The sequence below is a fragment of the Comamonadaceae bacterium OTU4NAUVB1 genome, from assembly GCA_024372625.1.
Classification (GTDB): domain Bacteria; phylum Pseudomonadota; class Gammaproteobacteria; order Burkholderiales; family Burkholderiaceae_C; genus Variovorax.
The window spans coordinates 96,318-110,886 of sequence record CP099605.1 but is presented as its reverse complement, the minus strand read 5'-3'; the positions used below and the strand labels follow the sequence as shown (position 1 = coordinate 110,886).

11 protein-coding genes are annotated in these 14,569 nt (G+C 69.6%); 6 read left to right on the top strand and 5 right to left on the bottom strand.

Annotation, left to right across the window (positions count from 1 at the left end; translation table 11 throughout):
• Positions 1-17 precede the first annotated feature (17 nt).
• Together NF681_04020 and NF681_04015 are read right to left on the bottom strand one after the other, a co-directional pair.
• Positions 18-1,055: an ABC transporter substrate-binding protein gene (locus NF681_04020; GenBank protein UST54389.1), complete on the bottom strand. Its 1,038-nt coding sequence runs from the start codon at positions 1,053-1,055 to the stop codon at positions 18-20.
• 3 nt (positions 1,056-1,058) lie between these two features.
• Positions 1,059-1,910: a cysteine hydrolase gene (locus NF681_04015; GenBank protein ID UST54388.1), complete on the bottom strand. Its 852-nt coding sequence runs from the start codon at positions 1,908-1,910 to the stop codon at positions 1,059-1,061.
• 168 nt (positions 1,911-2,078) lie between these two features.
• Between NF681_04015 and NF681_04010 the strand changes: the two genes are divergently transcribed.
• Positions 2,079-2,978: a LysR family transcriptional regulator gene (locus NF681_04010; protein ID UST54387.1), complete on the top strand. Its 900-nt coding sequence runs from the start codon at positions 2,079-2,081 to the stop codon at positions 2,976-2,978.
• Between the two features lie 57 nt (positions 2,979-3,035).
• Here NF681_04010 and dinG read toward each other — a convergent pair whose 3' ends face one another.
• The gene (gene dinG / locus NF681_04005) at positions 3,036-5,309 is read right to left on the bottom strand and encodes an ATP-dependent DNA helicase DinG (GenBank protein UST54386.1); all 2,274 of its coding nucleotides are present in this window, start codon (positions 5,307-5,309) and stop codon (positions 3,036-3,038) included.
• Between the two features lie 143 nt (positions 5,310-5,452).
• Positions 5,453-5,887, bottom strand: a complete 435-nt coding sequence (locus NF681_04000) for a PACE efflux transporter (GenBank protein UST54385.1) — start codon at positions 5,885-5,887, stop codon at positions 5,453-5,455.
• Positions 5,888-6,013: 126 nt separating this feature from the next.
• On the opposite strand from NF681_04000, the gene NF681_03995 reads away from it, so the two are divergent.
• The 5 genes from NF681_03995 (at position 6,014) to NF681_03975 (ending at position 13,388) form a co-directional block, all read left to right on the top strand.
• Positions 6,014-6,901, top strand: coding sequence for a LysR family transcriptional regulator (locus NF681_03995; GenBank protein ID UST54384.1), 888 nt, complete (start codon positions 6,014-6,016; stop codon positions 6,899-6,901).
• Between the two features lie 187 nt (positions 6,902-7,088).
• On the top strand, positions 7,089-9,857 hold the full coding sequence (vgrG, locus tag NF681_03990; protein UST54383.1) for a type VI secretion system tip protein VgrG: 2,769 nt from the start codon (positions 7,089-7,091) through the stop codon (positions 9,855-9,857).
• Between the two features lie 34 nt (positions 9,858-9,891).
• Positions 9,892-11,649, top strand: coding sequence for a hypothetical protein (locus tag NF681_03985; protein ID UST54382.1), 1,758 nt, complete (start codon positions 9,892-9,894; stop codon positions 11,647-11,649).
• A complete protein-coding gene (locus NF681_03980; protein UST54381.1) occupies positions 11,646-13,118 on the top strand; it encodes a T6SS immunity protein Tli4 family protein in 1,473 nt (490 codons plus the stop codon). Before NF681_03985 ends, NF681_03980 begins: the two co-directional genes overlap by 4 nt.
• A 6-nt stretch (positions 13,119-13,124) precedes the next feature.
• Positions 13,125-13,388, top strand: a complete 264-nt coding sequence (locus NF681_03975) for a PAAR domain-containing protein (GenBank protein UST54380.1) — start codon at positions 13,125-13,127, stop codon at positions 13,386-13,388.
• On the opposite strand, the gene NF681_03970 is transcribed toward NF681_03975, so the two are convergent.
• Entirely contained in the window at positions 13,378-14,472 is a 1,095-nt protein-coding gene (locus NF681_03970; protein ID UST54379.1) for a homocysteine S-methyltransferase family protein, read from the bottom strand. The genes NF681_03975 and NF681_03970 overlap by 11 nt on opposite strands.
• Positions 14,473-14,569 lie beyond the last annotated feature (97 nt).

Genomic DNA, 14,569 nt, shown 5'->3' with positions numbered 1-14,569 from the left:
CGGTGGGGGGGGTGGGGTCAGTTGGAAGTCCGGGCGGGGCGCTCGGCGCGCGCGGGCAGGAAGCTGCGGTCGAAGACCTCGCCGGCCTCGGGGGTGCGCGGCAGCGCGTTGGCCTCGACCACGATGGCGATGTCCTTGCGCAGGCGCTCGTCGTCGACGTCGCCCAGGCCGATGCGCGCGATCTCGGGATGGCTCATGTCGTTTTTGAGCGTGGCGAGGAGCTTGTCGCGCTCGACGTCGCGCTTGAGCAGCGGCTCGCGCCGGATGGCGAAGTCGACGCCGGCCTCGGGGTTGGCGATGACCTCCTTGACCGCGCGGTTGAGCGCCCTGACGAAGCCCGCGACGGCCTTCGGGTTCTCCTTCACGAAGGCCTTCGAGAAGAACACGGTGTTGGAATACAGGTCCATGCCGTGGTCGCCGTAGCGGATGAAGCGCAGGTCCTTCGCCGGGTCCAGGCCCATGCCCCGGGCGCTGAAGCTGACGGTCGTGACGTAGCCGAAGCCGGCGTCGATCTGCCCGCGCGCGAGCATCTGCTCGCGCAGGTTGGGCGCCATGTTGGTGACGGTCACCTTGGCGGCGTCGATCCGCGCGATCTTGGCGAAGGCCGGGAACAGCTTGAGCGCGCCGTCGTTGGCGGGGCCGCCGATGGTCTTGCCCTCGAGGTCCTTGGGCGTCCTGATCGGGCTGTCGCTCTTGACCACCACCGCGAACGGCGGCGTGTTGTAGAGCATGTAGACCGCCACCGGCGCATCGGCCGGCCGCCGCGCCGCCAGGTCCACCAGCGCGTTGAGGTCGCCGAAGCCGGCCTGATAGGCGCCCGCGGCGACCTTGGGGATGGACGCGGCCGAGCCCTCGCCCTGGTCGATCGTGACGTCGAGGCCCTCCTCCTTGAAGTAGCCCTTGTCCTGGGCCAGGAAGAACCAGGCCTGCGGGCCCTCGTACTTCCAGTTGAGCACGAGCTTGATCGGCACCTGCGCGGCGGCGGGCACGGTGGCCAGCGCCAGCCCCAGCGCGAGGCCGCAGGCGGACAGCAGGCGGAAGGAAAGCGATCTCATGGGTCAGGACTCCTGGGGGTTGGAGGAACGGGAGGAACGGGAGGAACGGGAAGGCGCGGGCGACGGGGCGCAAGGCGGCAGCGCGCCCAGCAGCGCCGCCGTGCTGGCGACGAAGCCGTGCAGCAGCTCGACGATGTAGAGCACGCCCCGGCTGACGTAGGCCGGCGACGGCGTGCTGCACGCGTCCTTGAGCAGCACGCAGTCGTAGCCGAGGAAGTTGGCGTCCTGCAGCGTCGAGAAGACGCAGCGGTCGGTGTTGATGCCGGCGAACAGCAGCGTGGTGACGCCGCGCTGGCGCAGCAGGGTGTCCAGTTCGTTGTCCCAGAAGCCGCTCAGGCGGTGCTTGTGCACCGTGAGGTCCTCCGGTGCCACCGGCAGTTCGTCGACGACCCGGGCGCCCCACGACCCCTGCACCAGCGAGGGGCCGCGGTCGATCGGCGAGACCTCGGCGTAGCCCACGCCGTCGGCCGTGCGCTTGCCCTTGAAATGCACCGTCGGCGCGAGGTTGGCCCGGTCGGCGCGGATGCCCCAGTTGAGCCACACCACCGCGCCGCCGGCGCCGCGCCAGGCCGGCAGCAGCCGCCGCAGCGGCGCGATCGGCCGGCGCGCGGCGCGGATGCCCAGGCCCTTCTGCGCGAACCAGCCCTCCGGGTGGCAGAAGTCGTTCTGCATGTCCACCACCACCAGCACGCTGCGCGCCAGGTCGATCTCCACGGGCTGCGGCGTCGCGTCGTCCAGCCGCAGCGGCCGGGGCGCGACCGGCCGGCGCACGAAGCTGACGCGGCCGTCCTTCAGGTGCCAGGCGTTGTGCGCGGCCGGGCCGAAGGACGCCGCACGATCGGGTGCCTCGGGCATCGTTTTGGGGCGGACGGGACAGGTCGGCGCGTTCATGCCTGGCACGCACGCACCCGCCATGCCAGGAGCGCTCCGCTTCGGACGCCTTATCGCGCTGGCTGCGTTGCCGAAAGGGCAACACTCCGCGCATGCCGCCACGGCGGCACGATCGTTGCGAGACCGCACGCCATGAACCATCTGCGCCTGCTGCGCTACGTCGACGAAGTGGCTCGCGTCGGCTCGATCCGCCAGGCCGCCGAACGCCTGCACGTGGCGCCCTCGGCCGTGAACCGCCGCATCCAGGACATCGAGGACGAGCTCGGCACGCCGATCTTCGAGCGCCTGCCGCGCGGCATGCGCCTGACGGCGGCGGGCGAGCTGTTCGTGCGCTACATCCGGGGCCGCGCCGCCGACCTGGCGCGCGTGCGCTCGGAGATCGAGGAGCTGCAGGGCCTGCGCCGCGGCAAGGTGCAGGTGGTGGCCAGCCAGGCGCTGGCGCCGCGCTTCCTGCCCGAGGTGATCCGGGAGTTCCGCCGGACGCATCCGCTGGTGGCCTTCGACGTGCGCATCGGCGACCACGTGCAGGCCGCCGCCGCGCTGCGCGGCTTCGAGACCGACCTGGCGCTGGTGTTCAACCTCGCGCCGGAGGCCGACATCGAGCGCAGCTGCGTGGTCGAGCAGAAGCTCATGGCGATCATGCACGCCGACCATCCGCTCGCCCAGGGCGGCACGGCGGCCCTGCGCCTGCGCGACTGCGCCGAGCACCCGGTGATCCTGCCCAACCGCGACACCGGCGGGCGCCAGCTGATCGAGCGCTTCCTCGCGCGCAGCTCGATGCGGATGTACGCGATGGTGGAGAGCAACAGCTTCGAGTTCCTGCGCGGCTGCCTGGACGACCGCCGGTCGATCTCGTTCCAGATGTCGATCGGCGTCGACGCGACCGACCGTGACATCGTGGCGCGCGACATCGACGACCGCGGCTTCCCGCGCGGCGAACTGGTGCTGGCGAGCCTGCGCGCGCGCCAGCTGCCGGTCGTGGCGCACGTGTTCGCCGAGTTCGTGCGCGAACGCCTCGCGCCGCCGCCCTGAGCGTGCGTCAGGCCGCGGCGCGCCGCCGCGCACGGCCGGGCCGCCGGCGGTCCGGCCTCAGGCGGCGGTCTCGCTCGGCGCCGCGTCCGGCGAGCGCGTGGCCGCCACGGTCGTGCGCGCGAACGGCGGCAGGCCCGCGAGCAGCCGCTGGCCGTAGGCCGTGCGCACCAGGCGCCGGTCGTAGCAGTAGACGCTCGCGCGGTCGTCCTCGCTGCGGATCGCGCGGCCGGCCCACTGCGCCAGGCGGATCGCGGTGGCGGGCACGACCAGCTCGGCGAACGGATCGCGCCCGACGGCGCGCAGCCATTCGGCGCGCGCCTCGCCCACCGGGTCGTCCGGCGGCGCGAAGGGCAGCTTGGCGATGAAGACCGACTCGCACAGCCGCCCCGGCAGGTCGAGCCCCTCGCCGAAGGACTGCATGCCGAAGATGATCGAGGGCTGGCCGTCGGCCACGCGCTGGCGGTGGGTGGCCAGCAGCGCCTGGCGCGGCAGCGCCGTCTGCAGCAGCACGCGCGGGCGCAGCACCGGCGTCAGCGCCTCGACCGCCTGGCGCAGCTGGTCGCGCGAGGTGAACAGCACCAGCGCGCCATGCCGCACCGTGGCCAGGTCGCGCGCCAGGGCCTGCGCCATCTCGGCCACGTAGGCGGCGGCGTCGCGCGGATCGGCCCGCGTCTCCACGGCGACCAGGCGGCCCTGCGCGGCGTAGTCGAACGGGCTGGCGACCTCCAGCGTGCTGGCCGCCTCGTCGCCGTGCAGGCCCGACTCGCGCAGGAAGAAGTCGAACTGGCCGCAGCTCGTGAGCGTGGCCGAGGTCAGCACCGCGCCGCGCACCCGGCCCCACAGGTGGTGGCGCAGGGTGGCGCCGGGCAGCAGCGGGCTGGCGTGGGCCTGCAGCGTCGCGAGTTCGCCCTCGACCGCGAGGGTGAACCACTTGGCCGCCGGCACGGCGTCGGGCGCGGTCTCGCGCAGCAGCAGCGCGGCGGTGTCGAGCATCTGCTCCAGCCGCGGCGCGAGCGCGCCGAGTTGCGCGTACATCGACGCCAGCGCGCGCGCCTGGGCGGGGTTGTCGCGCAGTTCGGCGCGCAGCGCGCGGGCGATGGCGCGCAGGCATTCGAGAAAGCCGTCGGCGTGCCGTGCGACGCGTTCGAGCGGCTCGCACAGCGCCTCGGGCAGCTCGCCACGCGGCACGCGGGCGCAGGCGGGGCCGCGCCCGGCGCCCGCGTGGGCGCGCAGGGTCTCGCCGTAGAGGTCGATCACCAGGCGCTCGACCTGCTGCATCGCCTGGCGCATTTGCGCCGCGTGGCCGGGGATGTCGGCGACGTCGGCGACCTCCAGCCGCACGCCGACGGCGATCGCGCGCTGCGCCAGCCGCTCGATCCAGCCGTGGTGGCCCAGGTCCATGCGGCAGGCGAACTGGGCCAGCGCCGTCGCCGGCAGGTGGTGCGCCTCGTCGAGCACCAGCAGGCAGTTGTCCAGTTCCGGCAGCAGCCGGTTGCCCAGCGACGACAGCAGCAGGTCGTGGTTGACCACGATGACCTGCGCGCCCACCAGCGCCTTGCGGCGCTCGTAGTAGGCGCAGCCGTTGTACGCGGGGCAGTGCTGGCCGGTGCAGGAGGCCGCGTCGGCGGCCATGGCCGACCAGACCTCGTGCGCGGGCGGGGTGTCGAGCGAGTCGCGGTCGCCGTCCCAGGCGCCGCTGGCCAGCGCCTGCGCGATGCCGCCGTAGAACTGCAGGCGCGCCGCGACCTCGTGCTGCGGCCGGGGCGCGCGGGCGGGCTCGTCGTCGGCGAACAGGTCGGCGGTGGGATCGTCGGTGTCGTCCTCGTCGCCGGGGGCCGGCACCGCCTCGCCGGCCAGGCGCGACAGCTTGAGCTGGCAGACGTAGCGCCCGCGTCCCTTGGCCAGCGCGAAGCGGAACGACTGGGGCATCAGCGCGGCCAGCGCCGGCAGGTCCTTGGCCACGAGCTGCTCCTGCAGGGCGACCGTGGCGGTGGAGACGACGACGCGCGTGTTGCGCGCCAGCGCCAGCGCGATGGCCGGGGCGCAGTACGCGAGCGACTTGCCCACGCCGGTGCCGGCCTGGATCACGGCGATGGCGCGCACCGGGTCCGGCGCGGCGGCACCCGGGGCCGCGCCGTCGGCGTCGGGTTCGGGCTCGTCGAGCTTGCCGAGCGTGGCCCGCGCCAGCGTGTCGGCCACCTTCTCGGCCATGCGCCGCTGGCCCTCGCGCCCGCGCAGGCCGGCGCCGGCGCGCACCGCGTGGTCGAACGCCGCCAGCGCGGACGCGGCCAGGGCGGCGGTGGCGGGATCGGCGGGGGGCGGGGCAGACACGGAAGGAACGACGGTGGCGACGGCGGTGGCGGCGGACGGCGGGACGGGCGGCGAGGGCATGCGTCGAGTCTTGCACGACGGGGCCGGCGGCACGGCACGGCACCACGCCGCGCCGGCGCGCGGTGACGCGCGGCGGCGCCGGGTCAGGCCGGCTGGGCGGCGCCGGCCGATGCCGGCAGCCCGAAGACGGCGTCGAACGCCCAGTTGAAGACGAAGGTGTAGACCAGGAAGAACACCACCAGGCTCAGGTCCATCAGCAGCGCCTGCCACAGGGTGATGTCGAGCCACCAGGCGATCGCCGGCACCAGGAAGGCGACCAGTCCGCCCTCGAAACCGATGGCGTGCGCGATGCGCCGGCCCAGCCCGCGCCCGCGCACCGCCTGGCGGCGCTCCCAGCGCTCGAACAGGGCGTTGAACACCAGGTTCCACACCACCGCGATGGCCGAGGCCAGCACCGCCAGCGGGCCGGCGTGGCCCACGCCCTGCCCCGACATCGCCGCCAGGCCGAAGCTGGCCACGACGATGGCGATGCCCTCGTACAGGGTGATGTAGACGACGCGGCGCTTGATGCCTTGCATGCTGCTTGTTCCTTGGAATCCGGTGGTGGAACGTGAATCTATGTTCTCCGCACTGATATAAAAAGTCAGCTTCTTTCAGTTTTTCAGACAGGCCGATGCGTCGACCGCATAGGGGAGGGACGTTCCATGAGCTTTTCGAGCGACAACGTGCAGGTCTTCCTGGCCGTGCTGGACCACGGCTCGTTCTCCGCCGCCGCGCGCGCGCTGCGGCGCGTGCCCTCGGCCGTCAGCATGACCATCGCCGGCCTGGAGGCCGAGCTGGACCTGCTGCTGTTCGAGCGGACCGGCCGCGAGCCGAAGCCGACCGCCGCCGCGCGCTCGCTCGAGCCGCAGGCGCGCCTGCTCGCCGCGCAGCTGCGGCAACTGCAGGTGCAGGCGCTGTCGCTCACGCAGGGGCTGGAGCACCGGCTGACGCTCGCCATCGCGCCGGAACTGCTGGCCGCGCCCTGGAGCGGCGCCCTGGCCGCCCTGGCGCGGGAGCATCCGCTGCTGGAAGTCGAGGTGCTGGCCGCGCCGCAGGCCGACGCGCTGGCCCTGCTGCACGCCGGTCGCGCGCACCTCGCGCTGGTCTTCGAGCGACCCAGCCTGGACGGCCGGGAGGGGTTCCAGGAGGTCGCCAGCGACACCCTGGTGGCCGTCATGGCGCCGGACCATCCGGTGCTCGCCGCCGCCGGCGGGCGCCTGCGCGAGGCGCACCTGACGACCACGCGCCAGATCGTCGTGGCCGGGCGCGACCTCGCCACCAGCGACCCGCGCTTCGTCTTCGCGCGCCACGTCTGGCGCACCGACAACGCGCTGGCGGCGCTCAGCCTCATCACCGCCGGGCTCGGCTGGGGCTGGCTGCCGCGCAATTTCGCCCAGCCGCACGTCGCCGCCGGCGCGCTGGTGGAGATCCCGTTCGAGAACCTCAGCAACGGCCTGGACCTGTGGGTCGACGTGGTGTGGTCGCGCGAGCGCCCGTTGGGGTTGGGGGCGCAGCGCTTCGTGGCGCTGATCGCGCGGCGGAAGGCGTGACCCGCGTGGCCACTCGTCGTCGGAGTCGTCTGAAACAAGTGGCTCTGAACCCTGTTTGGTGGCCGGGGCCTCGCGCATCGCCTCGGGCGAAGCGAACCGTCACTAGCATGCGCGGCTTCACCTTGTTTCCATAAGTAACGCCGAGTCGCATTCGATCTGACGGTCCGGTGCATCGGCCGGAGTCACGATGTCCACCTCGTTCAGCGCGCAACGTGCCCTTGCCGTTCGCAGCCCCGCCATTCCCCTCGTCGCCGGCCGGCCTGCCCTGGTGGCGTTGAAGCTCGAGGGCACGGAAGGCGTCAACAGCCTCTTCCACTACACCCTGACGCTGCAGACGCCCGATGCGTCGCCGGGCACCGCCACCGGCAGCAACTTCGACCTCGACCGCTTCATCGGGGTGGAAATCACGTGCAGCATCGAACTCGAGGGCATGGGGAGCTTTCAGCCCGGCCTGCCGGGTGACCGGAGCGTCACCCACCAGGGCGCCGGCGTGCGCGAGATCTCCGGCCTCGTCACCGCGGCCCGTTTCGTGCGCGAGGACCACCGCCACGCCGTCTACGAACTGGAGCTGCGGCCCTGGCTCTACCTGACGACGCTCACGACCGATTGCCGGGTGTTTCAGGACCAGACGGCCGTCGAAGTCATCGAAGCGGTGCTCGCGCCGTATGCCTATGCCGCCGACAAGCGCCTGATCGGAGAGCACCCGCCGAAGGACTACTGCGTCCAGTTCAACGAAACGACGTTCGAGTTCATCACCCGCCTCATGCAGGAGCGGGGAATCAACTACCACTTCGAGCATTCGGACGGCGTGCACCGGCTGATCTGGAGCGACGACAACACCGCCTTCCGGAGCATCCAGCCCGAGCTCCCGCGTGGAACCAGCCCCTACCACGACATCCCCTACTACCCCCTGGGTCACAAGATCGACCGCGAGTACATCCATCGCTTCGAGCGCACCAGCCGCCTCGTCAGCGGCGCCTACGCCACCCGGGACCACGACCCCACCCGGCCCATCGCCACGCTGGACGCCGACGCCAGCGCGCCCCGCCAGACCGCGCACGCCCGGCAGGCGGTCTATCTGTGGCGTGGCAGCAAGGCCGGGCTGGGAGGCTCGGACTACAGCCAGCCCAATGCCGGCGCCGACAAGCAGGCCCATCGCACGGAAGAACAGGGCCGCCAGCTGGCGCTGCTGCGCATGCAGAACCTGCGCCAGGGCGGCTTGCGGGCGCACGGCACGGGCCATGTGCGCGGCGTGGTGCCCGGTCGCACCTTCACCCTGAGCGGGCATCCCCACGAGGCCGCCAACACCGACTACCTCGTCCTGCACACCCGGCTCGTCGTCGAGAACGTCGACGAGACGACCCAGCGCGATGGCCCCGCACCGGGCGCCCGCGCCCTCGCCGATGTCCATCGGCGCTCCGGTCACTGGCGCGTGACGGTCGATTTCACGGTGCAGCCCGTCCGCGAGACCCTGCGCCCCGACTTCACCCAGCCCAAACCCAGGGCGTACGGGCCTCAGCCGGCCATCGTGTGCGGGCCCGACGCCGACACGGCCGAGACCAACATCCATACCGACGCGCTGGGCCGCGTCAAGCTCCAGTTTTTCTGGGACCGGTATGGCGCGAGGAACCAGGGCAGCTCCTGCTGGGTGCGCGCGCAAGGCGAGTGGGCGGGCAACCAGATGGGCAGCACCCACGTGCCACGCGTGGGCCAGGAAGTCATCGTGGACTTCTACGACGGCGATCTCGATCGGCCCGTCATCGTGGGACGGGTGCACAACGCCCTGAACCTGTCCGCCTGGCGCCTGCCGGACCAGCAGGCCCTGTCGGGATTCAGGAGCAGGGAACTGGTCTCCGGCGGCGGCAACAGCGCCGCGGGACGCAGCAACCACCTCGTCCTGGACGACACGGCCGGCGGGATGCAGGCCCAGCTCAAGAGCGACCACCAGCACAGCCAGCTGTCCCTGGGCCACATCACCCGCATCGAGGACCACCAGGGCCGCAAGGACCACCGGGGCCAGGGCTTCGACCTCCGCACCGACGGCCACGGCGTGGTCCGGGCCGGGGACGGCCTGCTGCTCACCACCCATGGGCGCCAGGGGGCCCGGGAGCACATGCTCAGCATGGAAGAGACCACCGGTCCGCTCGGCGCGGCCCATGACCAGCACAAGCGGATGGGCGACCTGGCGGTGCACCACCGCGCCCAGGACGACGACGAGGCCCGCGACGTCCAGCACAGCCTCCGGCAGCAGGCCGACGACCTGTCGGGCCAGGGGCACCCCCACCAGGCGGACCGCCATCCCGAGATGCAGGCGCCCCACCTCGCCCTCTCCAGTCCGGCGGGCATCGAGAGCACCACGCCGGGCAGCACCCATGCCCACAGCGGCGCGCACCACGTCGTCACCGCGGGCCGGCACATCAGCCTGGCGAGCGCGGGCAGCGTGCTGGCGTCCGCGGGCAAACACCTGCGTGCCTTCGCCAACCTGGGCATCCGCATGATGGCCGCCAAGGGCAAGGTGGAGATCCAGGCGCAGGACGGCGACATGGAACTGCTGGCGCAGAAGATGCTGGAGCTCCTGGGGCGCGAAGGCATCACCCTGAAGTCCGACAAGCTGATCCGTCTGGTGGCGGGCGGCCATGCCATCCAGATCACGCCGGGCGCCGGCATCGAGTTCCTCTCGCCCCTGGCGCCGCAGTTCCACACGGCGGCGATCAACCTGGCCACGCCCCGGAGCGTGACCGAGGCGATCCAGGACAGCCCGGACAGCCGGTTCAACGAAACGCTCTACCTGGCCGACCCCGACGACCGGCCGTTCGCGAACCGCCACTACGAACTGACCCGCGAGGACGGCTCCGTGGTCAGGGGCATCACGGCGGCGGACGGCGGCATTCCGATCCAGCGCAGCGACCACCCCGAACGGCTGGGCATCCGCATCCTCGGCACGCCCACGCCCTGACCCGTCACGAAACAACAGGGAGCGCAAAGAAGCCATGGCAACCACGAACACCTCGGGCCCCCGGCGGCAAGTCTCGCCGTCCATCTGCCCGGTCACGGGCGACTGCACCTACGCCCTGAACCTCACGCCACTGCAACTGGCCGATCACGTGCGCCTGACCCTGAAGCCCGTGCACACCCTGCCGATCGTCTTCGTGCCGGGGATCATGGGGAGCAATCTCAAAGGAACGGCGGGCGATTACCAAGACACAGAGGTTTGGCGGTTAGACAGCAATGGCAAGATGTTTGCAGCGCATGTCCAGCAATCCGCAGGTGACCGACAGAAGGCCTTGCATCCCCAGCGCACCGCAGTGGACGACCGAGGGGCGCTGCCCAATGCGCCCGCCGGTTCGGTGACCAAACCCGAGCAGTTCAGGGCCCGTGGCTGGGGCGAGGTGGGCGCCACCAGTTACCAGGCATTCCTGCTCTGGCTGGAAGACAGCCTCAATGGCGGTGGCACCCAGGGCAGGCACGCGGTGTTGAACCGGACGCTGGAACAGGTCCGGGACGGCAGAACGCGATGGGGTGCCAGGAAGGCATTCGCAGCCCTGACCGCGGACGAATCCGACAAGTCGCAGCAGTGGTTCTATCCGGTGCACGCCTTCGGCTACAACTGGCTCGACGACAACGGCAAGGCCGCGCTGAAGCTGGCCCAACGCATCGACGACGTCATGGCGCTGTACCAGAGGAACGGCGTGTGCCGGCAGGTGATCCTGGTCACCCACAGCATGGGCGGCCTGGTGGCCAGGGCGTGCAGCCAGCTGCCCGGCATGGAAGAGAAGATCGCCGGCGTGGTGCACGGCGTGATGCCGGCGGTGGGCGCGGCCGTGGCGTACCGACGGTGCAAGGTGGGCATGGCCGACGAAGGCTCGGGGCCACAAGCCTGGGGCGCCGCCAAGGTCATCGGCTACACCGGCCGGGAGGTCACGGCCGTCTTTGCCCAGGCCCCGGGTGCATTGCAATTGCTGCCCACCCAACAGTATCCGGAGCGTCAATGGTTGAAGATCGTGGATGCCGAGGGCACGCCGCTGCCGGAACAACCCAATACCGACGATCCTTATGGGCCGGGCGGGGTGTACGCCGAACGAAAGAAATGGTGGGGCTTGGTCAAGGAGGAATGGCTGAATCCTCCAAAAGGAGAGCCAATTGATTGGAATTCTTTTAAAGATAATCTTGATTTAGCTTCGGATTTTCACGAAAAAATCCAAGATCACTACCACCCCAACACATGGGGCTTCTACGGCAGCAAGGTCAACAGTTTTGCGCAGGTCCGCTGGACCCTGCATGCCTTGATCCCAGGTCAATCCAAAGACACGTCACCACGCGACCTCACCCAACGCACCCACGCGGAAGTGCGACTGGACGGAGACAACCGCGCGCTCGTTCTGGAAAAACAGAAGATCCACGCCGTGCCAGGGCATGCGCCCATCGCACACACGCCCGTGCCCGGATTCGAATTGCGCCTTGACCTGTCGAAGGACTCGGGCGACGGTACCGTTCCGATCGTCAGCGGCGCCTACCCGGCAAATCCCGTGCAGAGCACGGAGGTGCAGCAGCGCATCAAGCAGTTCTTCGACGTGCCGAGCGTCGAGCACGAGCCCGCCTACCAGCACCTAACGACCCAACTCATCACGGCCTATGCCATTGCCAAGATCGCGGCGGCAATGCCGTCCCCATCCGCATCGACATCGACATCGACATCGACATCGACATCGACATCGACATCGACATCGACATCACCCCGAAAGCCATGACGCCAATCAAAAACCACCCCGCCCCGCCACGCAAGCATCGCGCGGTTCTGTCGGCTTTGTTCGCCTGGAACACCTGGGGCCAGCGTCTGCGCACGAGCGGGCTGGTCCTGGTGCTTTCCATCGTGCTGGGACTGCTGGGCTTTTGGGCCTACGGCCGCGGCGCGGTCTATTTCTACCACCCCGAAAACATGACCACACTGTCCGGAACAACCAGGACCCACTGCGTGGGCCGCTATCTGATCGACGTCCCGGTGGAGATGGGGAACTTCGGCGCCTCCGCCGAATTTCTCTATGGACTGGACGCCAGTTTCAAGACCGTGGAGGTGGTGGTCGACAGTGAAGACTTCACGCCCGATCGGTTCATGCGAAAGACGAATGCACGCATCGATGAGTTGAATTCAAAGCAAAACATTGACTTGAAGATACCTTTGCTTCTGGCACAAGAAGTATGGAACACGCCGCATGGCAAGGCATTGATGTTGAGGTATTTGAAAAGGGACTACACGACATATACGCCGGTTATCAGCGAACTGCACATATTGGTGGGCAGAAGATATGCAGTTGCGGCAGGAACTACTTACGACGATGAAAAGGACATCAGAAAAACCGATCGCCAGAGCTACAAGTTCATCAACCCCAAGCCAATGGAAGACCGCCTGAAGATCATCGCCCAGAACATCAAGGGCTACAGCAATGCGACCCAGGCACCAGAAGGGTTCTGCGTGGCGGGCATGGTGATGAACGACAGGACCATGGGCTATGACGTGGAGACGGGCGGGTTCGGCATCTCCATAGATTCCGATAAAAAGCTCCTTCCCGACACGAGGTTTCACATCCGCATGCAGGGGCAATACGGGCATGAAGAAGAGAACCTGCTCCAGCGGGTCGACAGAGTCAATCTGGGTGTGCGTGCTGTGCTGGCAACACAAGGCGCCCAACTTTTCGTTCTGCGCAAAGGCGATCGCGCCATCAACGGCATGCCGGGAATGGAATACGCCCAAGCCATCCATGTGACCCATTCGGATGTCGGCTTCACGATGCGGGCACAGACCAACCTCCCCAAGGAAAAACAGAGTCTGCAACGCCCGTACATCGAATTCCTGCTGAGCTTCGGCCAGAACAAACCCTCCTCTTTGGACCAGACCCGGGCCCTGAAGGTCTGGGACACCCTGATCCGCACCATGCGCCTGTCACCGGCCAATGGCGGCAGGCAGATCGACCCGAAGACCGGAGACCTCGTGCCGCCCGTGAAGGTCGGCCAGACCTGCCCCAGATCAGGCCTGTGGGAAGCCTATCTCCCAATCACCCATCCCGAGGCGAGCCATCTCGCGGGCCTTCCACAGGCCTTCAGGGTCAAGAGCGCCCAGGTCGGCGAACCCATGCCCGCGTTCTATGCCAGGTTCATGTTCCCCCACACCGCCGAGGCCGGCAACGCGGCGATCACGTGGCGGTGGTTGCAGGAAGGATGAGCACCCATGTTCGGTCCAGGCAACAAGGCGGCCATCCGCCTGGGTGATTCAACCACCCACGGCGGCACGGTCATCAGCGCCAGCACACGCTACGTGCTGCACGGCATCGCGGTTGCCAAGGCAGGCGACATGACGCATTGCCCAAGGTGCGAAAGTGATTACGCCATCCTGCCGACACCCCATGCGGCAACGGAAGAAGGCATCACGCTGGCCTTCGAAGGCACCGCCACCGCTTGCGGTGCCACCCTGATCGCGTCGTTCAAGAAGTAGCGTTCGCCGCTTCCGGCTCGCGGTAGAACACGCCGCGCCCGATCGCGCGCCCCGGCAACGGCGCGACCGCACGGCCGATGGCGCCGATGTGGTCGGGCGTGGTGCCGCAGCAGCCGCCTACGATGTTGACCAGCCCGTCGGCCGCGAACTCGTGCAGCAGGCGCGAGGTGACCTCGGGCGTCTCGTCGAAGCCGGTGTCGCTCATCGGGTTGGGCAGCCCGGCGTTGGGGTAGCAGCTGATGAAGGTGTCGCCGGCCACGCGCGCGAGTTCCTGGATGTAGGGGCGCATCAGCGCGGCGCCGAGCGCGCAGTTCAGCCCCACGGCCAGGGGCTGGGCGTGGCGCACGCTGTGCCAGAAGGCGGTCACGGTCTGGCCGCTGAGGATGCGGCCGGAGGCGTCGGTGACGGTGCCGCTGATGAGGATCGGCAGGCGCTCGCCGCTGGCCTCGAAGTACTCGTCGACGGCGAACAGCGCCGCCTTGGCGTTGAGCGTGTCGAAGATGGTCTCCACCAGGATGACGTCGGCGCCGCCCTCGACCAGCGCCTCGGTCTGCTCGTAGTAGGCCGCGCGCAGGGTCTCGAAGTCGACGTTGCGGGCGCCGGGGTCGTTCACGTCGGGGCTGATGCTCGCGGTCTTGGGCGTCGGGCCGAGGGCGCCGGCGACGAAGCGCGGCTTGTCCGGGGTGCTGAACTTGTCGCAGGCGGCGCGGGCGAGCCGGGCCGACGCGAGGTTCATCTCGCGTGCGAGGTGCGCCATCTTGTAGTCCTCCTGCGCGACGGTGGTGGCGCCGAAGGTGTTGGTCTCGATCAGGTCGGCGCCGGCGGCGAGGTAGGCCTCGTGGATGTCGCGGATGACGTCGGGGCGGGTCAGCGAGAGCAGTTCGTTGTTGCCCTTGACGTCGCGCTCGAAGTCCGTGAACCGCTCGCCCGTGCTGCCCGGACCGTCGTAGCCCTGACCCCGGTACTGCGCCTCGCTGAGCTTGAAGCGCTGGATCATGGTGCCCATGGCGCCATCGAGGATGGCGATGCGTTCGGCCAGGATGGCCGGGAGTTGCTGGGCGCGGGTGTAGACGACGGGCTTCATGGCACGGATTGTAGGAAGGGCCTTGCGCCCGGCGCGGCGCGCGCGCGGATGGCCGCGGCGACAATCCGGCTTCGTGCCACCCCCTTCCCCGCCCTCC